Genomic DNA, 21690 nt, shown 5'->3' on the forward strand with positions numbered 1-21690 from the left:
CCTGTTCGGCGGCGCGGCGCGCCGCGCCAACCACGGTGGACACGATGCTAGCACAGGCCGGCGAGGCGCCGATCCGGGAAGTGCCCTATCTCGGCGTGCGTATTTCCTGCCTCGACGTTCCGGCGGCGGCAGCACGCATTGCCGCGCGCGGCGCCGGTGCCCCGTTTGCCTATGTGGTGACGCCCAACGCCCAGCATTTCGTGCGGCTCGGCCGGCTGAAGGATGCCCGCTTCGCCGACGCCTATGAGCACGCTTGGCTGCGCCTGCTGGATGGCAAGACCCCGCGCGCCCTCGCCCGACGCGTGTTCGGGCTCGACCTCCCCCATGCCGCCGGCAGCGATCTGACCGCCTATCTGTTCGCGCACCATATCGCGCCCGGCGACAGCGTGACCGTGATCGGTGGGGGCGAGGAGATGCGCCGCCGCCTGATCGAGCAATTCGGCCTCAAGGCGGTGAACCTGCTCAACCCCTCCATGGGCTTCATCAACAAGCCGGAAGAGGTGGAGGCCTGCGTGGATTTCGTGCTGGCCCATCCGGCGCGCTACGTGTTCTTCGCGGTGGGTGCCCCGGCCTCCGAATACATGGCCCGCATGGTGGAAAAGCGCGGCGGGGCGGTGGGCACCGGCCTGTGTGTCGGCTCCTCGCTCAATTTCGTCACCGGCATCGTGCAGCGCGCGCCGGAATTCTATCGCAAGTTCGGCCTGGAATGGCTGCACCGCCTGATGCTGAACCCCAAGGGCCATGCGCGGCGGGTGTTCGTGGAATCCATGCCGCTTCTGCTGATGGTGGCCGATGCCCGGCGCAATCCCGCAGCCTATGGCATGGCCGGCACCGGGGAGAAGGGCCTGCGGAGCCCGGACCAGCCATGAGCGTACCGGCCGCGCGCACCTATCGGCACGTGGCCATTCCACGGGTCGGGCGGTTCGCGCCGCCGACCCGGCTGGACGAGGGCGAGCGCCTCTCGCCGAACCTGACGTTCGTGGTGCTGCTCGGCATCCTGCCGATGTTCGCCCAATGCTTCCATTATCTCAACGAACTGCCGCCCACCTACCTGCTCTCCAAGGCGTGGCCGGTGATGGCGATCCCGCTGACGCTCTACGCCATGGCGCGCATGAAGCTGCCGGGCAAGGCGATCTATCTGGTGTTCCTCGCCTATGCCATCGGCTTCACGCCGCTGGTCTCGATGATCCAGCTGGGCAACGGCTTTTTCGACGCGCTGACCACCACCATCAAGATCTGGCCCGTCACCTATTATTTCGCCCTCTCGGCGCTGCTGGCGTGGATGGCGCCCACCGGGCCCCGGCTGAAGACCGCCGTGGTCACGCTCGGCTACGCCACCTATGGCATCATGCTGCTGCTGTGGCTGGTGGCGCCAGCCTCCTGGTACAACAGCGATCCCTCGGTCGGGAAGCTGATGCTGTTCGAGGCCGAGCGCGGCTATCGCATCTACATGCCCATGTTCTTCGGCATGCTGCTGGTGTTCTACCTCACGCGCAGTTTCATGCAGCGGCCGCACGTGCTGAAGGTGGCGGCGGTGGGAATCGCGGTGCTGCTGATGTTCATCATCTTCAAGCAGCGCGCTTCCATCGGCAGCGCACTGGTGGTGATCGGCTTCGGCGTGGTGGCCTCGGCGCCGCGGCAATTGCGCCGGCTGATGATCGGCGCCCTGTGCCTGCTGGTGCCGCTGGCGGTCGCGGTGCTGGTGATGAAGGCCAACGGCAATGTGGCCGAATCCCTCGGCGGCTCGCTTTCGGTGCGGCAGAATTCGTTCGCGCTGGCGACCCAGTTCCTGGGCACGGATGTCTGGCACTGGCTGTTCGGCGTCGGCGCGACCACGCGTTTCAGTACCATCACGCTCGCGGAAATCTTCGGCAACGCGCAATTCTTCATCGCCGATCTCGGCTGGGTCGGCGTGGTGTTCGAATATGGCGCGGTGGGAGCTCTGTTAATCGTCATCCTGTATCTGTGGGGCTATGTGGCGGTGAGCAAAGCCGCGCAGCGCAGCGGCGAACCGTTCGCCCAAGCCCTTGCTGACTATATTCTCTTCCTCTTGGTGGGCTCCGCGGTATATTCCCTGGTGCTGACACCCGGCGAGCTCGGCGTCATCATGGCGATCGCCGTCTATCTCGACCGGTACCGGAGCAAACATCCGGGCAGCACGCCGCCCGCACCCGCCGACCTTGACGCTGACAGATCCACCCGTAGACGGATGATGGTGATTACCCATGCTGCGACGGCTAAAAAAACTGTTCGGTGAGCCGGCCTTCCAGGCCGCGCCCGTGACCGTGCTCACGCGCGCGCTGACCTGGGCGGTCTCCGTGCCGCTCGGCCGTCAGCCGGTGTTCACCCTGGTGCCGGGCGGCGCCAAGCTGACCGTGCCGAGCGACTTCCGCTACACCTCGGTCTCCGCTTTCCTGCTGCGCGACGCGATCGAGCCGGAATTGCGCTACATCCAGAATTTCGTCGGCAAGGGCGACGTGTTCATCGATGTGGGTGCCAACATCGGCCTGTTCACGCTGAAGGTCGCGCCCTATGCGGGCCGCGTGGTGGCGGTGGAGCCGGGCAAGGATGCCGGCGACCTGCTGGCCAAGAACATCGCGCTCAACGGCTTCTCCCACGTAACCATCGTGCGCAAGGCGCTCTCCGATGTGCCGGGCGAAGCGGTGCTGCACCACAATCCCCTCGGCGACGACCCGCAGGCCTTCTCGCTGATCAGCGACGGCACCGATGTGGAGAGCGAAGTGGTGGTGATCACCACGCTCGACCAGATGGTGCACGACCTCAACCTGCCGCGCGTGGACTGCATCAAGATGGATGTGGAAGGCGCGGAGAACATGGTGATCGCCGGGGCGAGCCACACGCTCTCCACCTGGCGGCCAGACGTGATCTTCGAGATCAACTGCCCCACGCTGTTCAAGGCGGGCGGCGATCCGGCGGCCTCGTGGAACGGCCTGGCCGCCCATGGTTATGCCTTCTTCCGCCTCCAGGACGACGGCGCGCTGCGCCCGCTCTCCAGCCGGCCGACCGAATTCTGCAACGTGGTGGCGCGCCATCCCCAAGGCCGCGCGGCCTAAGCGGGAAAGATGATCCGCGCGGCCTGAACGGGAAGAACCGCGCGAAAGAATCGGGGGCCGGAGCGCATCGCGCCGGCCCCTTTTTCATGCCCGCCCATTTTCAGGCCGTCCGCGCGCCTACGCTTCGTCCAGCCCGAGGTCCAGGATCGGCGCGCTATGGGTCAGCCAGCCGCATGAGATGAGATCGACGCCGGACGCCGAAATGGCCGGCACGGTCTGGGCGTTCACGCGGCCCGAGGCCTCCGTGATGGCGCGGCCCGCCACCATGTCCACGGCGGTGCGCAGCGTTTCGGGGCTCATATTGTCCAGCAGCACGGCATCGACGCCCACGGAGAGCGCTTCTTCCAGCTGGGCCAGGGTGTCCACTTCCACCTCGATCTTCACGAGGTGGCCCACATGGGCGCGGGCGCGGGTGATGGCGGGAATGATGCCACCCGCCGCCACCAGATGGTTATCCTTGATCAGCACCGCATCGTCGAGCCCGAAACGATGGTTCGCCCCGCCGCCGGCGCGCACGGCATATTTTTCCAGCGCCCGCAGGCCCGGCGTGGTTTTGCGGGTGCAGGTGATGCGGGCATGCCCATTGGCCCGCGCAGCGGCCACCAGATGGGCCGTGGCGCTGGCGATGCCCGACAGGCGGCACACGAAATTCAGCGCCACCCGTTCGGCGCTGAGGATCGGCCGCGCCAAGCCCTCGATGCGCATCACCGCCTCGCCGGGAGACACGTGCATGCCGTCAGGCTGCAGGATCTCCACGCGGATCGCCGGATCGAGCAGGTGGAACGCCTGGACCGCAAGGCCAAGGCCCGCGACCACGCCGGTCTGGCGGCTGGTCATGGTCACGGCGAAGCGCGCATCGGCGGGCACCACGGCTTCGCTGGTGATGTCCCCGGCGCGGCCGAGATCCTCCAGCAAGGCGGCGCGCACCACGCCCTCGGTGAGCAGGGCCGGCAGGGGCACGAGTTCGGGAGCTTCGGCGGCGAAATGCACGGCGGGAGCGGCGAGCGACATCAGACGGCTTCCTTGAAGGCGGGTTCGGTGCGCCAGGGGGCGAGCGCGGCCTCGATCTGCGCGAGGTCGATCTCGCAATGGCGCCCGTGCGGTTCGGGCGCGGGATGATCGGCGCGGAAATGCCCGCCCCGGCTTTCCTCCCGCTTGAGGGCAGAAAGCGCGACGAGGCTCGCCACCAAGGCGGCATCGTCATGGTCCGCGTGCGGGGCCAACGCCCGCAGGGCCTCGCCGAGCCCGGCGGCCGAACGCACCACGCCCACATGGCGATCCATGATGCGCCGCAGGGCCTCGATATTGAGCGCCGGCTTCGGCGTGCGCACCGGCGCCGTGGCGCCGCCCGCATCGCGCGCGGCCTCGCCGGCGATGGCCGCGGAAATCCAGCCGGAGAAGGCGATCGCCTCCAGCAGAGAATTGCTCGCCAGCCGGTTCGCGCCGTGCAGGCCGGTGGAGGCGACCTCGCCGCAGGCATAGAGGCCGGGCACGCTGGTGCGGCCGTGGGCGTCCACCTTCACGCCGCCCATGTGGTAATGCGCCGCCGGACGCACCGGGATCGCCTCCCGCGCGGGGTCGATGCCGCTTTCCAGGCACAGGGCATGCACGGAGGGAAAGCGCGCCGCGAAGCGGTCACCAAGGCAGGCGCGTGCGTCCAGCGTCACGCGCCGGCCGGCAACGATCTGCGCATGGATGGCGCGCGCGACCACGTCGCGCGGCGCGAGTTCCGCCCCCGCCACATCGGCCATGAAGCGCTCGCCCTGGTCGTTGAACAGGATCGCCCCCTCCCCGCGCAGCGCCTCCGTGGCGAGCGGCATGGGATCGCGCGTAGCGGCGATGGCGGTGGGGTGGAACTGCACGAACTCGATGTCGCGCAACACCGCTCCCGCCCGCGCGGCCAGCGCCAGCCCGCTGCCGAGCGCGGCGCGCGGATTGGTGGTGGAGGCATAGAGCCCGCCGAGCCCGCCGGTGGCGAGCACCACGGCACGGCCCATCAGGTCCATGCCCGCGCCGTTGGTGCCCATGCAGCGCACGCCGGTGACGCGGCCCTCGGCATCGCGCAGCAGGTCGATGGCCTTGAGATCCGTGCGGCGGGAAATATGCGGGCTGATGCGGGCGCGCGCGATCAGGGCGTCGAGCACGGCGCGGCCGGTGGCGTCACCATCCGCATGGACGATGCGATTGCGGCTGTGGGCGGCTTCCAGCCCCAGCGCGACGGCGCCCGCGGCATCGGTGTCGAAGGCAACGCCCCAATCCGCGAGGCGGGCGATCACCGAAGCCGCCGCCCCCGTGACGCGTGCCGCCGCGTCCGGCCGGGTGAGGCCGGCGCCCGCCTTGAGAGTGTCCTGCGTGTGCAGGTCGGGGTGGTCGTCCACGCCGAGCGCGGCGGCGATGCCGCCCTGGGCCATGGCGGTGGCCGGAACGGCGGCGACACCCTGCGGGGCCACCACCAAAACCTTGAGCGGAGCCAACGCGAGGGCGCAGGCGATGCCCGCCACCCCGGCGCCGACGACGATGACGCGGTCCGCGTCTCTCCCGGCGGCCTGTGCCATGGCGGTCACTTGATCGCCAGCATGCGCTCGACGCTCGCGCGGGCGCCGGGCACCAAGGCGGGGTCCACGTGGACCTGGGGCGACATGGTCTCCAGCGCCCGGCGGATGTTCTTCAGCGTGATGCGCTTCATGTGCGGGCAAAGGTTGCACGGCTTCACGAAGTCGATCTCGGGATAATGCACCGCCACGTTATCGCCCATGGAGCATTCGGTGACGAGCGCCACCCGCGCCGGGCGATGGTCGGCGACATATTGCACCATCTCGGCGGTGGAGCCGGCGAAGTCGGCGGCCGCGATCACGTCCGGCGGGCATTCGGGATGGGCGATCACGGTCACGTCCGCATAGATCTCGCGGATGTCGGTGATATCGGCGGGCGAGAACAGCTCGTGCACCTCGCAATGGCCGTTCCAGGTGATGATCTCCACATCGGTCTGGGCGGCGATGTTGCGGGCGAGATATTCGTCCGGGATCATGATGACGCGCGGCACGCCGAGCCCCTCGACGATCTTCTTGGCATTGCCGGAGGTGCAGCAGACGTCGGATTCCGCCTTCACGGCGGCGGAGGTGTTCACATAGGTGACGATCGGCACGCCGGGATAGCGGGCGCGCAGGCCGCGCACATCTTCCGGCGTGATGCTCTCGGCGAGCGAGCAGCCCGCGCGCTCGTCCGGGATCAGCACCACCTTGTCGGGGTTCAGGATCTTCGCGGTCTCGGCCATGAAGTGCACGCCCGCGAGCACGATCACGTCCGCATCGGCCTTGGCCGCCTCGCGCGCCAAAGCGAGGCTGTCGCCGACGATGTCCGCCACCGTGTGGAAGATTTCCGGCGCTTGGTAATTGTGCGCCAGGAGGATCGCATTGCGCTCCTTCTTCAGGCGCAGGATGGCCGCGACATCATCCGCCAGCGCGGCCCATTCCATCGCCGGGACGTGACGGGAGACCTTGGCGTACACATCTGGAAGCGGCATCGCACCCGCGGGCGCGGGGCGATCGACGGGGGCGAAGTCGATCGCCGATGAAACCGGGGTGTCGAGCATGGAAACGTCTCCCCATATGCTCGATTTGAGCATATCAACAGCCGAAAAACAGCCGGAGCAAAGCCGGCTTTCTTTCGATTATGCTTACACGGAGCATAAGGGGCGTCAATCGTGCGTGCGCGGCATTTCTCGGTAGCGTCGCACCATTCTTCTGGGTGCGTTGCGGGAAGTGCCTGGAATCGCGTCGCATTGGAATCAAAAAAAATACGCGGCGGCGGTATGCGGCTTTACGGCATGGGCGCCGAGCAATCGGCCAGTTCCAGCGCCATGCAGATGGTCGCGGCGAGATAGCGGTCGTCGGGATTGTCCGGGCCGATCACCCCGGGCGGCGTGAGGCGCACCGCGTAGAGCATGGCGCCGGCCAGCGGGTCGGCGGTGACGCCGCCCAGCATGCGGCGGGTGTAATCCACTGTGAAGCGCGGCCCGCCCGCCTCGCTCGGCATCACCTGCACGCCTAGCATGAGCGGGCCCTTCCACAGCCGGCGATAGGCGCGGAACGCCTCCTGCGGGCGATAGCGTGGGCCGGCGTCGTAGGACATGATGGAGACGAGATCGATCTGCGCCGCCACCGGCGCACCAAGCAGCGCCAGAATCGAGCCGGTCCAAGGGCTCGCAGGCGCGGCCGTGCGGAAATCGCCGGCGCCATAGGCACCGACGCTCCAGCCCGCCACCGACACCACGAACGGCCGCGGCAACGCTGCGCGCACCTGCTCGATCACCGAGATGGAGCGCGCGTCGCCGGGGCAGCTCATGCCCTCCCCGCGCGCGACGCAGGCGGGATCGGAGGTTTCATAATCCACGTCCACCCCATCGGCGCCGAGATCGCGCACCAGCCGCGCCAGCGCCGGCGCGTCCAGCTTGTCCCAGCCGAAATAGCCCCAGCCGCCCACCGAGATCAGCACCTTGATCGCCGGATGGCGCGCCTTCAGCAGCGCCACCGCCTGTTTCAGAACGGTGCCGGAAAAGGGATAGAGCAGGCCCGTGCCCTTCAGGTCGAGATCGCCGACATAGACGAGATCCGGCTTCACGAAGCTGAGGGCCACATGGGTGATATAGCCCGGCAGGCGGGCAAGGCTGGTGTCGGCGGGGACCGAGGTCTGCACCTCGTACCAGCTGGCGTGATAGGCCAGGAACGGGCGGGGCGGCTCCGCCGCGCGGGCCGGCGCGCCGCCGGTGAGCAGCGCCGCCGCGCAGGCGGCGAGGAGCAGAACCAGACCGCTCAGAAGACGTCGCGGCCGGCCATGCCCTTGGTGATGGTCAGAAGCATGATCCTGATATCGAACCATATGGACCAGTTTTCTATGTAGAACAGGTCGAGCTTCGCGCCGCGCTCGGCCTTTTCCACGGTGTTGATGCCGCCACGCATACCGTTGATCTGCGCCCAGCCGGTGATGCCCGGCTTCATCCGATATCGTGCCACATATTCCCGGATCGCCTCATAGCGAACATCCTCGGCCACCTGCATGTTCGGCACATGGGGGCGCGGGCCGACCACGGACATGTCGCCCTTGAGCACGTTCAGCAATTGCGGCAGCTCGTCGATGGACAGGCGCCGCAGCAGCCCGCCGACGCGGGTGATGCGCGGGTTGAACTTGGTGGTGCCGAGCGAGCCGTCGTCGCTCGGGTCCACCGTCATGGTGCGCAGCTTGAAGACCGTGAAGACCTTGTTGTTCAGCCCGACGCGCGGCTGGCGGAAGAAGATCGGGCCGGGAGAATCCAGCTTGATGGCCAGCGCCGCCCCGAGCAGGATGGGTGAGACCAGGATCAGCCCGATCACCGCCACGGAATAATCCTCCAGCGCCTTCAAGAGGCCGAGCGAGCCCTTCAGCGGGCGCTGCTGCACCTGGAGCGCCGGCTGGCCGGCGATGCTGGTGACGCGGGCGAAGCGCAGGTTGAACCCGTCCGGGTCCAGTTCCACCAGCACGTCGGCGGCGATACGGTGCAATTGCTCCACGATCGCGCTGATCTTCAGGGGGTTTTCCCAGCTCTCGACGATCGCCACCACGTCCACGCGATGGTTCTGCACGAATTTCAGAAAGTCGGGCAGGCCGCCGAGCACGGGCGGATGTGCGAGATCGGCGGTTTGCGGATCGTGCGCCTTGTCGTCAAAAATGCCGAGAAAGACGAACAGGCCCTCGTCGTCCTCCTCCGCGCAGCGCAGCGCCAGGGCGCGCGCGCGGTCCACATCGCCCACCAGCACCACTTGGCGGCGCAGAACCTCGTGTCGCCGCGCCTGCCCCATGCCGAGCCGCACGATGACCAGCCGTCCGAAAATCAGCGCCACACCCGTCATCAGCCCCCAGGCCAGCAGGCCCGGCAGGTTGGTGGTGTGGATCGGCACCAGGGCATAGTAAAACACCGCGACCATCAAGGCGGCGGGCACGCCGCCGACGATCAGATGGCCGATCTGACGCAGGGAATGGCTGTAATGCTCGACCCGGTAGGCACGGCCAAGCTGAAGAATTTGCGTGAAGACCGCGGCGCCAAAGGCACATAGAATCGCCACCTGGCTCCAGGTGGCGAAATGCCAGACGGAATAAGAAAATGCCGCAGCGAACACGATCATCGTCACATCGCACAGAATAACCAGGCGATTTATCAGGCCATGGGTCCAACGCGTCATAGCCACCAACCCCGAAAACTCAAAAAATCGCTCTGCCCGCCCGGGCGCCGAAGGTTCTGCGCAAGAAGCGAAAGGGGGTCAAGACGGAGTTTCGCGCCGCACGATCCAACGGCATTTGATTTGCCGGCACATTGCTCCGCTGCGCCAAACCCGACCGCCCGCCCCGTACGCCTTGATCATTCCGGCCGCCTTCGATACAGCATCTACATTAAATGCGCTGGAGACCATTAACGGATGCTTGACTCGCTTCAATATTTGCGGGCGATCGCGAGCATCATGGTTGTATGCTTCCACGTTCACGTTCAACTCGAGCGGATGGACTATCACGGGTGGTGGCCCGCCTCACTCGCCAGCGGCGTTGATCTTTTCTTCATTATCAGCGGCTTCCTGATGCTCGTCACGACGACCAACAGGACCGGATACACGCTTACGTTTTACCAGAAACGCCTGGTGCGTATTGTTCCCCTTTACTGGATCATCACCAGTCTTTTTGTGTTTCTGATGCTGTTCGTGCCCAGTGCGGTGCAGAGCGGGCGGCCGGAATTGTGGCACATCATCGCCTCCTATCTGTTCCTGCCGGCGCAGCATCCTGTGTTCCCGACCATCGAGCCGGTGGTTATTCCGGGATGGACGCTGAATTACGAGATGTTCTTCTATCTGGTGTGGGGCCTCGTGCTTCTGCTGCCGGACCGCATGCGCGTCGCGACCATCATCACGCTGTTCGCCGCCTTGGTGCTGCTCGGCGCCGCGCTGCCCTCCCGCAACGTGATGCTGACCTTCTACACCTCCACCATCATCATCGAGTTCATCTTCGGCGTCATGGTGGGGATCTGGTACCTGCAGGGCCGCGCGCTTCCCGTGGCGGCGGGCTGGGCGCTGGTCGCCGTCGGGTTCGCCGTGATGCTCGGCATCAACGAAGTGACGTTGCAGATGCGCTTCCTGCTCTGGGGCATTCCGGCGGCCATGATCGTGGTCGGCGCGCTGGTGCTGGAAAAAGCCGGGGCGGTGCGGAAATATCCCTTCTTCGTCCTGCTGGGGGATGCCTCCTATTCGATCTATATCGTCCACGGCATCGCGCTTTCGGCGGCCGGGCAGATCTGGCGCAAGGTGGTCCCCGCCGATCTGCCGGGGGGCATCGCCGTGTTCACCGTCGGCGCCATCATCGCATCGGTGGCGGCGGGCGTGGTGGTGCATTTCACCATCGAGCGCCCGCTCCTGCGGCTGATGACGCGCCGTCCACCCGCCAAGGTCGCCGCAAGCCTGCCTTGAGGAAGGGCCGGCTCATCCCGGCGTGAGGATGGCTTCCACCGCATCCACGAACATGTCGGCCTGCTCCAGGCTCAGGCACAGCGGTGGGCGCACTTTCAGCACATGGCCGAGCGGCCCGGCCGCGCCGATCAGGATGCGCTTTTCGCGCAAAGCGTTGATGAGCGCGGTCGCGCCCGCCGCATCGGCGCTCTCACCGTCTGCGCCATCCACGATCTCCACGCCGAGATAGAGCCCGGCGCCGCGCACCGCGCCGATGGCGGGACACCGGGCGCGGGCCGCATTCAGCCGCTCGGTGATATGGCCGCCCACCTGCGCCGCATGGGCGATCAACCCTTCCTGCTCGATCACGTCCAGCACCGCGAGCCCGGCCGCCGCCGCCACGGGGTTGCCGCCGAAGGTGTTGAAATAGCCGAAAGCGTCGCAATAGCCCTTCAGCAGTTCCGGCCGGGTGACGACGCCACCCATGGGAATGCCGTTGCCCATGGGCTTGCCCATGGTCACCACGTCCGGCACCACGCCGTGGCGGGCAAAGCCCCACATGCCGGAGCCAGTACGTCCGAAGCCAGGCTGCACCTCGTCGGCGATGAACAGGCCGCCGGCCGCATGCACCGCGTCGACCCCCTCCTTCAGGAAGCCGGGTGGATCGGCGAACACGCCGTCGCTGGAGAAGATGGTGTCCACCAGCAGGCCGGCGAATGTGATCCCGTCCGCCTCCAGCGCCGCGATGGCATCGCGCACCGCCTGGGCGAAGCCCGCGCCGAGATCTCCGGGAAAAGCGCGCGGGTCCGGCGCCGGCACGGTGCGCACGTGCTTGGGCGGCGCGCCCACCTTGTAGGAGGAGGGCGAAACCTCGGTCACGGCGGTGGTGTTGCCGTGATAGGCCGTCTGCGTGACGATGAAGCCGGTGCCGCCGGTGGCCATGGCGACGATGCGCAGGGCAAGATCGTTGCTCTCGCTGCCGGTGCACGTCAGCGCCAGATTGGACAGCGGCACCGGGAAGGTGGCGAGCAGACGCTCGGCATAATCGTGCACATTGTCGAACAGATAGCGGGTGTGGCAGTTCAGCAGCGCCACCTGCTTCTGCACCGCCTCCACCACCTTGGGGTGGCAATGGCCCACCGAGGGCACATTATTGTAGAGGTCGAGATAGTCTGCCCCGTCGGCGGTGCGGATCAGCGCGCCAGACGCGCGCACCACATGCAGGGGCTGCTGGTAAAACAGCACGGAGGACGCGCCGAAACTGCGCTTACGGCGTTCCACCAGCACCGCGACATCGTCCGCGAGACCTGCGGTTTCCCCCGGCTGAAAGGCATTGAGGGACAGGATCTGCTGGGTCTTCATGGGCTTGTTTCCGGTTCTCTTGGCTGTCCCGGCGCGCGGCCGGAACGCGTCATGCACGGGCGGAGAGGAAGGCTTCGGCGAGGGCCACCGTGCCGTCCGTGTAGGGAATCCCCATGGCCTGCGCGGTCGGCGTCTCGGCATGGGAGGCGATCCAGGCGGTCAGCAGCATGCGGCGCAGCATGATGAACACCGGCAATTGCGCAGCCTGCGTCTCTGTCACCGGAGCGCGGGAGCGGTATCCCGCGATCCAGGCGTCCATCAGGGCCGGGATATAGGGCTCGTGCTCGATGAAGGAGACGGCGGCGGCGAAATCATAGAGGAACCAGGAGAAGCCGCAGTCGTCGAAATCGATCAGCGCCAGCTTGTCCCCGTCCACCAAAAGATTGGCGAGCCGCAGGTCGGCATGGACGAGGCCGAAGCTGTCCGGCCCGGTGCCGATGGCGGCCAGTTCGCGCTCCAGCACCAGCGCCGTCTTCTCCAGGATCGCAAGGCCATCGGGCGTGAGGCCGAGGCCGGCGCGCCAATCGCCCCACAGCGGCTGGTCGCCCAGGGTGGTCCGGAAATTCCACACCTTGCGGGTGAAGCCCTCCGGCCGCGTCCAGGCGCGGGCCTGGGCATGCAGGCCGGCATGGATGGCGCCCAGCTTCTCGAACCAGCCCACCAGATCGTCGCTCTCGTCCGGTTCTTTGCCCGGCAGGAATTCGAACGCCACCACGTGGCGCGTCGTGCCCGCATCGTCGATATCGGCGATCAGGGCGCCATCGCGCAGCGGGATCGGCCGCGGGGTGAGAATGCCGCCCGCGGCGCGCAAGGCCTCGATCCAGGCGAGTTCGGATTCGATCTCGCGGCGGGTGTGGTAGTCGGGCCGGTGGACGCGGAACACGAGGTCGCCGCCGGTGCCGGTGTTGCTGGCGCGGAAGGTGGCGTTCTCCGAAATGGTCAGCAGCTTCAGTTCGGTGTGCGGGGCGATGTCCCAGCGCGGCAGCGCGCCGCGCACGCCGTCTTCGAGCCGGGTCAGGAATCCGCCGTCATAGAGCACTGGTGTTTCTCCCTCTGGTCCGGTGGCGTGTGACGGGACCTTCCCCTTGCGGGATCCTTTCGTGCCAGCGAACGCACGCGGCGCGCCGCGCACCCGCCCTCATCGCGCCGTCTCCTGCGCCGCCAGCAGCGCCGCGAACTCGGAAAAATCCATCACGTTGCAATAGATCATGTTGAGGATCGCCAGCTCCTGCGCGTGCAGGTCCAGGCTCGCGGCCGCGCACAGGTCCTCCAGCACCACCACGTCGAAGCTCTCGTCGGCGAGGCTGCGCACGGTGGAGGAGACGCACTGGTCGGTGAAGATGCCGACGCAGACGACCTTGCGGATGCCGAGATTGTGCAGGACCAGCCGCAGATTGGTGCCGGTGAGCGCGCTGTCGGTGGTCTTGGTGAGGACGATCTCATCCCCCACGGGCGCCAGTTCCGGCACGATCTGCGAGGCAAGCTCATCCTTCGGCAGCAGCAGGTTGTTGAAGCCGGGTTTCTTCTGGCTCAGCGAGCGCTCGCGCCCGTCCTTGGTCTGGCAGGCGATGCGGGCGAACAGAACCTCCATGCCCTTGCCGCGAAACAGCTTGAGCGCCTCCGCAATGCCGGGGATCACCTGGGCGTGCATACGATCGTGAAACGGCGTCCAGGCGTCATAATGGGCCAGCTCCGCGCCGCTCAAGCCCACGCGCGCGGGGCGCTCTAGATAGGTGTTTTGCACGTCGATCACGAGCAGCGCCGTGGTGGCGGGATCGAGCACCGGATCGTCCGGCGCGGGGGCGGTGGCGTAATAGAGCGAGCGGTTGCGCTGCTTCCAGTGCGGCTTGTTCATGCCGGCACCTCTTGCGCCGCCCGCTGGAGGAAGGAGAGCAGCACGGCGCCGTGCGCCTCCGGCTCCTCATAGGCGGGCATGTGGCTGGATTGGGGGAATTCGTGCAGCTCGGCCTGGGGCAGTTGCGCCTTCATCAGGGCGGCGCAGGCCGGGGTCTGCTCGTCGTGCGCCCCCACCAGGATCAGCACCGGAACCGTGATCTGCGGCAGGTCGGCGAGGCGCGACCAGTCCTTCAGATTGCCGATATAGAGGAATTCGTTCGGCCCCTGCATGGCCTCGTAGGGCGCCATGTTCCAATCGGCGAGCGAGCGCATCACCGGGGCCGGCCATTCCATCAGCCGGCACACATGGCGATAGTTCAGCACCGTCATGGCGCCCTGATATTCGGGATGAGCGAGCGTGCCGTCCGCCTCATGCCGCGCCAGCATGGCGCTTGTCTCTTCCCCCAGCGCATCGCGCAGGCGGTGCAATTCGCTCATGAGGTGGGGCAGGTCTGCGGCGGTGTTCTCCAGCAGCAGGCTCTTCACCGCGTCGGGATAGGTGAGCGCATATTCGATGGCAAGCCACCCGCCCCAGGAATGGCCGGCGAGATGCACCGCGCCGAGCCCCAGCGCCTGCCGCACCGCCTCCACCTCTTCCACATAGCGGGTGATGGACCAGAGCGCGGGATCGGTCGGCCGGTCGGAGGCGCCACAGCCCAATTGATCGAACGCCACCACACGGAAACCATGGTCGGCGAGAAAGGAATGGGCCTCGCGCATGTAGTCGCACGGCAGGCCGGGCCCGCCGTTCAGCAGCAGCACCACCTCATCGCCGGTGCCGAATTCATAGGCGACGATGCGATGGCCCTGGATCTGGAGGTCGATCCGCCGATCGGGGGCTTTTTCCTGCCACATGGGATGTTCCTCAGGCGCCGCGCTTGCGGGCGACGGTGACTTCGACACGGGCCCGCTGGAGGGCGCGGGCGATGGCGCCGCTCGGGGCGACGTCGGTGATCAGCCGGCCCACATCCGCCCAGCGTCCCCAGATGGCGAGCGCCTGCTGGTCGAACTTGGAATGGTCGGCGACAGCGATGGTCTGCACCGCCCGGTGCATCATCGCCTTGTAGACCGAGGCGGCCGCCGCCTCGGCGTCCGAGAAACCCTCGGCGGTAATGCCGGTGGCGCCGAGGATCGCCCAGTTGGCGTTGTAGGATTGCAGGAACTCGATGGTCTCGGCACCGACGATCATGCCCTCGCGCCCGTCATAGCGGCCGGGGCACATGAGCACGGAGATGGTGGGGTTCGGCGCCAGCACCGTCGCCACCGAAAAGGAATGGGTGATGACGGTGATGTCCCGGCACTCCGCCGCCATGCGGCGGGCGACGTGCGTGGTGGTCGCGCCGGCGCCGATGGCCACCACCTCGTTCGGGCGCAAGAACTTCACGGTCGCGGCGGCGATCGCCTCGCGCTCCTCCACCAGCATGCGGTGACGCTCGGCCACCGAAGGCTCGGTGCCGAGCGGGCGCACCGCCCCGCCATAGGTGCGGTTGATAAGCCCGCGCTCGCCCAGTTCGTACAAGTCGCGCCGGATGGTCTCGGTGGAGACGTCCAGCTCCGCCGCCAGTTCCGAGACCCGCAAGGTGGAGCTGGTGCGCATTTCGGCGAGGATGCGCTCGTGGCGATCCTTTTTGGACAGCCGCGCTTTCTCCGCCGCGGGCGGTGCGCCGGGGATGGGAGGGGTGCTCATGCCACGGCCCGCCGCCGCAGCAGCCACAGCACCAGCCCGCCCAGCAGCAGCGCGCTGGCGGCCCCGAGCGTGCTCATGGTTCCAAGCGCCGGCACCATGGGCGTATAGCCCGCCACCATCTTGGAATAGAGCCATTTCGGCACCGTGGAATCCGCCCCGGCCGTATAGAGCGAGAGCGGGAAATTGCCCCAGGAAAGCAGGAAGGCGAACAGCGCGCCGGACCAGATGCCGGGCCACAGGATGGGCAGGGTGACTTCGCGCATCACCTGCCAGCGGGTGGCGCCGAGATCGAAGGCGGCTTCCTCCAGCGAGGGATCGAAGCTGTAGACCTGGATCGCGATCACCAAGGTGACCACTGGCACGATCCACACCAGATGGGCGAAGACGGCGGTAAGCCACGAGGTCTGGATGCCCGCCGCGCTGAACCACAGCAGCAGCGCCAGGCCGAGCACCGGCTGGGGAAAGAAGATCGGCAGGATGACGATCTTCTGGAACAGCCGCCGGCCCTTCCAATCATAGCGCGCGAACGCGAGCGCACCGAAGAAGGCAACCACCACCGAGAGCACAGTCACCAGCGCCGCCACCAGCAGCGAGGTGTGGACGATCATGCCAATCTCGATGGAATCGACTGTCTTCTCCCACCATTCGGAGGTGAAGGCACGGACCGGGAAGGCGAAATAGCGCCCCTTGGAGACGCTCGCCAGCGCCCCGCACAAGATCGGCAGATACAGCAGGACCACGACGAAGGCGGTCCAGAGCCAGATGAAGAGGCGCGTGCGGGCCTTTTCCTGTTCCATGGCTCAGCGCCTCCCCAGCAGGCGGTCGAGATCGAGGCGCGAGAACACCGCAAGCGTGAGCGCGCCGATGAAGATCGTCACCACCACCGCCAGCGCCGAGCCGAGTGGCCAGTTCTGCGAATAGGTGAAGGCGATTTCGATATCGTGGGAAATCACGATCACCGACTGCCCGCCGAGGATCTTCGCCTCCGCCACCGCGCCGATGCCGAGCACGAAGGTCAGCAGCATGCCGATGAGGATGCCCGGCATGGCCAGCGGCAATTCCACCTCGCGCCAGATCTGCCAGCGGTTGGCGCCGAGGTCGCGCGCGGCGTCGATCAGGTCGCGCGGCACCATGGCAAGACCCAGCGTCATGGGAAACAGCATGAAGGGGAGATACACATAGAGCATGCCGGCCAGGATCATGGGCGGCTGATACAGGACCTGCGGCCCGCCCTCGAAACCCAGCGTCTTCAACGCGCCGTCGAGCACGCCGTTCTTGATGAAGAACAGCACCCAGCCGTAGAGCCGCACATTCTCCGACACGAACAGCGGGAACACGAACAGGATCGAGACCAGCGACGACCATTTGCCGAACACGCGATTGAGGCCGTAGGCGATGGGATAGGCGATGACCGCCAGCAGCGCGCAGGTGGCGAACGCAAAGCCCAGCGACCACAGGAAGGAGAGCCACACCGTGTTGTTGACGTTGAAGATTTCCGCATAGTTCACGAGCGTGAAGGAGCGGAACACTTCGAACGTGCGGGGCTTGGCGAAGGAATAGGCGAAGATGGCGATCAGCGGCGCCACGAAGCCCACTGCCAGCAGCACGATCACCGGCAGCGAGCAGCGCGCGCCGAGCGAGAGCAGCGCGTCGCGCCTCGTGGGGGCGGCAGGGGCGGCCTCCACGGAGAGCGGCGCGGCGGGATGGGAGAGCGAGGTGTTCGCCATGGCTCAGGCCCGCACCGTGATGGCGTCGGCGGCATCCCAGCCCACCGTCACGCTGCGGTCCGCCGCGATCGGCAGGGCCTTGGAGCGCGACAGCTCCACCAGCATCACCTTCTCGCCCACGCGCACCTGGTACTGGATCCGCGAGCCGAGCGAATATTCGTTATAGACCGTGCCTTTCAGGCTGTTCTGAGCGCTGTCTCCGGCGCCGAGAAAGCGCAGATATTCCGGACGGATGACGACGAAGGCGTGTTCCGCGCCCGCATCTTCTTCCGGCGGGCGCACATGAAAGGCGCCGGGCACGTCGACGCCGCGCCAGGGCGCGCCGTCCTCGCCCTTCTTCACCTCGATGACATTCACCTCGCCGACGAATTCGGAGACGAAGCGGTCCACCGGATGATTGTAGATCTGTTCCGGCGTGCCCACCTGCACCAAGCGGCCGGCGCGCATGACGCCGATGCGGTCCGACATCACCATCGCTTCTTCCAGCGAATGGGTGATGTAGATGAAGGTCTTGCCGGTCTCCTTGTGGAGATCCTTCAATTCCTTCTCCAGCACCTTCTTCAGCTTGTAGTCGATGGCGGAGAGCGGCTCGTCGAAGAACAGCACTTCCGGGTCGTAGGCGAGCGCGCGGGCGAGCGCGACGCGCTGGCGCTCGCCGCCCGAGCACTTCATGACGTTCTTGGAATAATAGCTTTCCGGCAGGCGCACCACGCGCATCAACTCCAGCGCGCGGGCCTTGCGCGTCTTGGCGTCGACGCCGCGCACCTTCAGCGGAAACTCGATATTGTCGCCCACGCTCTTGTGGGGGAACAGGGCCAGCGACTGGAACACCAGACAGGTCGGCCGCTTGTTGGGCGGCACGTCGTTGATGCGCGCGCCATGCAGGGTGATGTTGCCTTCGCTCGGCTGGTCCATGCCGGCGAGCATGCGCAGCAGCGTGGTCTTGCCCGAGCCCGAGGGGCCGACGATGGTGAGGAACTCTCCTTCGATCACATCGAGGTCGATCTTCTCGACAGCGACGAAATCATTGAAGGTCTTGCGCACCCCGACGAGTTGCAGGATGGGCAGTTTCGGCGCGGCTTCTTGGGTCATCAGGGATCTCGGCAGGCGAAAAGGCAAGCGGGTGAAAATCGGCAACGTCCCTCCCCAGCTCCGCCCGAACCCTCTCCCGCGTACGGGAGAGGGCGGGGGAAACACGCCGGAGGGCGTATGTCCCTACCCCCGCACGCGCTTGGCGGCGTTCATGAGATCGAGCGCCTTGTCGTAATCGGGCACGATGTCGTACTCGACGGAGCGGTCCATTTCCTCGTCCAGGCTGTCCCACTGGATCGCTTCCAGCTCCTTCTTGGTGAACAGCTTGAAGCAGTCCGGATTGCCCATCTGGGCGACCGGGTTGAACGTGCCTTCCGCGAACGCCACCGTGTGGGCCACTTCCGGCGCCTGCACATATTTGAGGAACTCCACCGCCAGCGGGGTGGGGTTGGGATTATTGACCGTGGAGGTCACCTCGATCCACGACACGCCGCCCTTGCCGCCCGGCAGCGGGCCCTTGAGCGGGGTGATGCCACGCAGTTCCGGATAGCCGTCGGCACGCGCGGGCGAGACCGAATAGGTGCCGCCGGTGAGGTGCAGGTCGATTTCGCCGGACACCAGCGCCTGGTTCATGGCGGCGATGTCGCCGATGAGCTTGGCGCCCTTGAACACCTTCTTCGCGGTCTCCTCGAACTTGGCGAATTCCTCCGGCGTGTGGACCTTGAACGGGTCGATGCCGGCGACCAGGAAGATGTTGAACACGTTCCAATCGTCGGATTCCAGGATGCCGTACTTGCCCGAGAGCTTGGGATCGTTGAACAGGTCCCAGCCGGTGCTCTCGGCGGTCTTGCGGTCGATCTTCTTGGTGTTCACCACGAAGGAATAGGGTCCGAAGCGCTGGCAGGAGCCGAGCAATTCCTTGCCGTCGTCGCTCATGGCCCATTTGTAGGGCCATTTGAACATGGGCAGCATCTTCGCGAAGAACGGCTCGAACTCTTCCTTCGGGAGCGGCTTGATCAGCTTCTCCGGATACATGACCTTGCGGGCCCAGGGATTGTTGACGTTGATCAGGTCCCACACATTGATTTCGCCGGCCCGCAGACGGTTGATCATGGTGGGATCGTTGGTGAGGCTCTCGGCCTTCACCGTGGCGCCCGTCTTCTTGCGGAACGGGTCCAGCACCTGGGCGGAATTATAGCCCTCCCAGCACAGGATGTTCAGCTCCTTCTCGCGCGCCGCGAAGGCGGAGCCCGTCATGGCGAACGGGCCGCCCGCCATGGCGAGGCCGCCGGCCGCCATGCCCTTGAGCACAGACCGTCTGGAAATGGTCATTGTCGATCCTCTGGAATGGTCTGGTGGTTCTGATTTCGCGCCCAATCTAGGCCCCCCGGTCTTCCGGCACAGCGCCGCCAATCCCATCCGAGGGGTCGGACAGGCAGTTCGGGGCGCCAGAGGAATGTTGGACTTTCTGTTGGACTATGTTGGATGTTAAGCTCCGACTCGTGGGCTTTACAACAGTTTTTTTGCACCGCTTTCCTCGTTTCGCACTGCGGCATAGTGCGGTGCTCCGCCGCTTCCGCCTTTCCATGCATCGGTGTTTTATTAAACTGCCGCGCTGTCCCCTCGCATGCGGGCAGGTGTCCGCGGCCGCGCGTGCGCCATGCACCTTGAACGCGTTTCTGCCGGAGCAAATGTTCAGGATGATTGGCCAGAAGCGTGAGCCCCGCGCCGCTCAAGCCCGCCGCGGCGCAGACGCGGGGGACGGGAGACACTCGCCTGTTGCTCCTCTTGCCCTTCTTGCCGCCCGCGCCATCGCCGGCTTGCGCGCCCATCCGCGCCTCGCATGCGCGATGGCCATCGTGGTTGTGGTCGTGCTGCAACGTCTTTATCTCGGCCTCACCATTGGCGGTGCGCTCGACCAGTCCGCGGAGGTCAACCAGGCCCGGTTGACGATGCAAATTCTCCGCCGCGATGGATTCAGGTTCGAATTCCTCAAGACGCTTTGGTATCTCCAGCAGACACCTCCGATTCCGCAGCTGATCTTTGGCGTGATCGTGAACCTGGCGGAGTGGCCGGTCAGCGTCGCGCGCTGGCTCTACGTTCTCCAGACGGCGATCACCAGTGCGAGCGGGGTGGTGCTCTTTCTCCTCCTGGCACGCCTCGGGTGCGGCCTGCTCGTGAGCGCCGGGATGGCGCTTGTGTTCGCCTGCTCCACGGACCTGCTGGTGATGGAGGCCTATTCGTTCGGCCAGCTTTTTTATGAAACGCTGGGCATGTTCCTGACCGTGTCGGCGAGCTATTTCCTCTGCATCGCCTTCGACGCACCGGCGCCCGACCGCGCCTGCCGCAGGTTCATCCTTTTGGCCGGGCTAAGCACGGCGTTCGCCATACTGACACGGTCCTCCCTGTCGTTTATTTCCGTGCCCATCGCCTTAGTCCTGGCCTGGAACCGCGGCCTGCGCGCCATGCTGGTTTTCCTACTGCCGGTGATTGTGCTGCAAGGCGGATGGGCGCTGAAAACCTATGCCGTGTACGGCTATTTCAGCCCCACCGCATCCTCATGGGGCGGCATCAGCGTGATGCATGGGCTGTTCCAGACCGACGCGGATGCAAAGCGCTTTATCGACGCGGTGGCCAAGCCCGGCAGCCCGAGCGCCGACTGGTTCGTCCGGCTCATGCAGGAAAAAGGCGTGGTCGCATGGTCGCCGCCTGCGGTGATGTCCTTTGTCCCCGACGATGTGCGTCAAAGGCAGGCCCAGATCGATGCGGAGCTGCGCGGCACCAACCGAGCCGTCAATTCCATCGCCGTTCAAATGCTGTCGGTGGAATATCTAAAAGCGATCAAAGCCAATTTTGGCCTCTTAAGTCCGTTTTTGTTCGATAAATTCTTGCGGTCCTACCGCATATATTGGGAACCGATGTTGAATTATGGGAGAATGTTCGTCGGCCCCCTGTTTCTGGAGCCTCCTCTGGCGAGCATCGCGGACCTGACGTTCGACTGGCGACCGCAAACCGCCTGGGTCAATGAAGGGACGGCCCAAATCAAGATCCCGGAGCCAATTTCCCTGCCCTCGATCCGCCTGCTTGCGTTCGACACGTTCTTCTTTTTCATTTTGCACTTTGTAACACCGCTGGCTTTTATCGCGGATCTCACGCTCCGGTGGCGCAAGCGCCCCGGCATATTCGATGGAAAGCTGGTTTTGCTGTTGGCGGTGGTGACCTACGGCGCGATCTTCTTCAACGCCGTGGAACTGACCGAGAACATGCGTTTCCGCATCGCTGTGGAACCTGAAATCATCGCATTCTCGCTCGGGTTGATCGCGGCCCTCGCGGCGCGGATACGGGTGGCGCGGTGGCTGGGCGAAACCGCGATCAGCGCTCCGGGCGGCCCGGCATAAAAGGCGACAGAACAGCGGCGCATCTCCCGCCGCGCGCTCCGGTCCCGGCGA

At 66.1% G+C, this 21690-nt stretch carries 19 protein-coding genes; 5 read left to right on the plus strand and 14 right to left on the minus strand.

Annotated features, from left to right (window positions below):
• The first annotated feature begins 44 nt into the window (after positions 1–44).
• The 3 genes from V5F68_RS16425 to V5F68_RS16435 are packed head-to-tail and all read left to right on the plus strand — an operon-like array spanning position 45 to position 3074.
• The gene (locus V5F68_RS16425) at positions 45–869 is read left to right on the plus strand and encodes a WecB/TagA/CpsF family glycosyltransferase (protein WP_394014095.1); all 825 of its coding nucleotides are present in this window, start codon (positions 45–47) and stop codon (positions 867–869) included.
• The gene (locus tag V5F68_RS16430) at positions 866–2257 is read left to right on the plus strand and encodes a hypothetical protein (protein ID WP_394014096.1); all 1392 of its coding nucleotides are present in this window, start codon (positions 866–868) and stop codon (positions 2255–2257) included. Before V5F68_RS16425 ends, V5F68_RS16430 begins: the two co-directional genes overlap by 4 nt.
• The gene (locus tag V5F68_RS16435) at positions 2226–3074 is read left to right on the plus strand and encodes an FkbM family methyltransferase (protein ID WP_394014097.1); all 849 of its coding nucleotides are present in this window, start codon (positions 2226–2228) and stop codon (positions 3072–3074) included. Before V5F68_RS16430 ends, V5F68_RS16435 begins: the two co-directional genes overlap by 32 nt.
• 117 nt (positions 3075–3191) lie before the next feature.
• Here the strand turns inward: V5F68_RS16435 and nadC are convergent, their stop codons facing one another.
• The 5 genes from nadC to V5F68_RS16460 all read right to left on the minus strand — a co-directional run bounded on the left by nadC (position 3192) and on the right by V5F68_RS16460 (position 9232).
• Positions 3192–4085, minus strand: coding sequence for a carboxylating nicotinate-nucleotide diphosphorylase (gene nadC, locus V5F68_RS16440; protein WP_394014098.1), 894 nt, complete (start codon positions 4083–4085; stop codon positions 3192–3194).
• Positions 4085–5629, minus strand: coding sequence for an L-aspartate oxidase (locus tag V5F68_RS16445; protein ID WP_394014099.1), 1545 nt, complete (start codon positions 5627–5629; stop codon positions 4085–4087). Before V5F68_RS16445 ends, nadC begins: the two co-directional genes overlap by 1 nt.
• Before the next feature lie 5 nt (positions 5630–5634).
• Positions 5635–6597 carry a quinolinate synthase NadA gene (gene nadA, locus V5F68_RS16450; RefSeq protein WP_394014380.1) on the minus strand — a complete coding sequence of 321 codons (963 nt, stop codon included), beginning with the start codon at positions 6595–6597 and terminating at the stop codon, positions 5635–5637.
• 296 nt (positions 6598–6893) lie between these two features.
• A complete protein-coding gene (locus V5F68_RS16455; RefSeq protein WP_394014100.1) occupies positions 6894–7952 on the minus strand; it encodes a glycoside hydrolase family 18 protein in 1059 nt (352 codons plus the stop codon).
• Positions 7886–9232, minus strand: coding sequence for an exopolysaccharide biosynthesis polyprenyl glycosylphosphotransferase (locus V5F68_RS16460; RefSeq protein ID WP_394014101.1), 1347 nt, complete (start codon positions 9230–9232; stop codon positions 7886–7888). The genes V5F68_RS16455 and V5F68_RS16460 overlap by 67 nt, the downstream gene beginning before the upstream one ends.
• 291 nt (positions 9233–9523) lie before the next feature.
• On the opposite strand from V5F68_RS16460, the gene V5F68_RS16465 reads away from it, so the two are divergent.
• Positions 9524–10558 carry an acyltransferase family protein gene (locus V5F68_RS16465; RefSeq protein ID WP_394014102.1) on the plus strand — a complete coding sequence of 345 codons (1035 nt, stop codon included), beginning with the start codon at positions 9524–9526 and terminating at the stop codon, positions 10556–10558.
• A 12-nt stretch (positions 10559–10570) separates the two neighbouring features.
• Here the strand turns inward: V5F68_RS16465 and V5F68_RS16470 are convergent, their stop codons facing one another.
• The 9 genes from V5F68_RS16470 to V5F68_RS16510 form a co-directional block, all read right to left on the minus strand.
• Positions 10571–11899 carry an aspartate aminotransferase family protein gene (locus V5F68_RS16470; protein WP_394014103.1) on the minus strand — a complete coding sequence of 443 codons (1329 nt, stop codon included), beginning with the start codon at positions 11897–11899 and terminating at the stop codon, positions 10571–10573.
• Between the two features lie 49 nt (positions 11900–11948).
• Positions 11949–12938 (minus strand): phosphotransferase enzyme family protein, encoded by a 990-nt coding sequence (locus V5F68_RS16475; protein ID WP_394014104.1) that lies wholly within the window; start codon positions 12936–12938, stop codon positions 11949–11951.
• A gap of 99 nt (positions 12939–13037) precedes the next feature.
• A complete protein-coding gene (locus V5F68_RS16480; protein WP_394014105.1) occupies positions 13038–13754 on the minus strand; it encodes a cysteine hydrolase family protein in 717 nt (238 codons plus the stop codon).
• Complete coding sequence (locus V5F68_RS16485; protein WP_394014106.1) at positions 13751–14650, minus strand: proline iminopeptidase-family hydrolase; 900 nt, start codon at positions 14648–14650, stop codon at positions 13751–13753. Before V5F68_RS16485 ends, V5F68_RS16480 begins: the two co-directional genes overlap by 4 nt.
• Before the next feature lie 10 nt (positions 14651–14660).
• Positions 14661–15482, minus strand: a complete 822-nt coding sequence (locus V5F68_RS16490) for a DeoR/GlpR family DNA-binding transcription regulator (protein ID WP_394014107.1) — start codon at positions 15480–15482, stop codon at positions 14661–14663.
• Positions 15479–16279 carry an ABC transporter permease gene (locus tag V5F68_RS16495; protein WP_394014108.1) on the minus strand — a complete coding sequence of 267 codons (801 nt, stop codon included), beginning with the start codon at positions 16277–16279 and terminating at the stop codon, positions 15479–15481. The genes V5F68_RS16490 and V5F68_RS16495 overlap by 4 nt, the downstream gene beginning before the upstream one ends.
• Positions 16280–16282: 3 nt before the next feature.
• On the minus strand, positions 16283–17209 hold the full coding sequence (locus tag V5F68_RS16500) for an ABC transporter permease (protein ID WP_394014109.1): 927 nt from the start codon (positions 17207–17209) through the stop codon (positions 16283–16285).
• A 3-nt stretch (positions 17210–17212) separates the two neighbouring features.
• Complete coding sequence (locus V5F68_RS16505; protein ID WP_394014110.1) at positions 17213–18301, minus strand: ABC transporter ATP-binding protein; 1089 nt, start codon at positions 18299–18301, stop codon at positions 17213–17215.
• 123 nt (positions 18302–18424) lie between these two features.
• Entirely contained in the window at positions 18425–19573 is a 1149-nt protein-coding gene (locus V5F68_RS16510; RefSeq protein WP_394014111.1) for an ABC transporter substrate-binding protein, read from the minus strand.
• Positions 19574–19908: 335 nt separating this feature from the next.
• Between V5F68_RS16510 and V5F68_RS16515 the strand changes: the two genes are divergently transcribed.
• A complete protein-coding gene (locus tag V5F68_RS16515; protein ID WP_394014112.1) occupies positions 19909–21639 on the plus strand; it encodes a hypothetical protein in 1731 nt (576 codons plus the stop codon).
• Positions 21640–21690: the final 51 nt, after the last annotated feature.

This window comes from Roseixanthobacter pseudopolyaromaticivorans (genome assembly GCF_043195145.2).
In the GTDB taxonomy this organism is placed as follows: domain Bacteria; phylum Pseudomonadota; class Alphaproteobacteria; order Rhizobiales; family Xanthobacteraceae; genus NCEH01.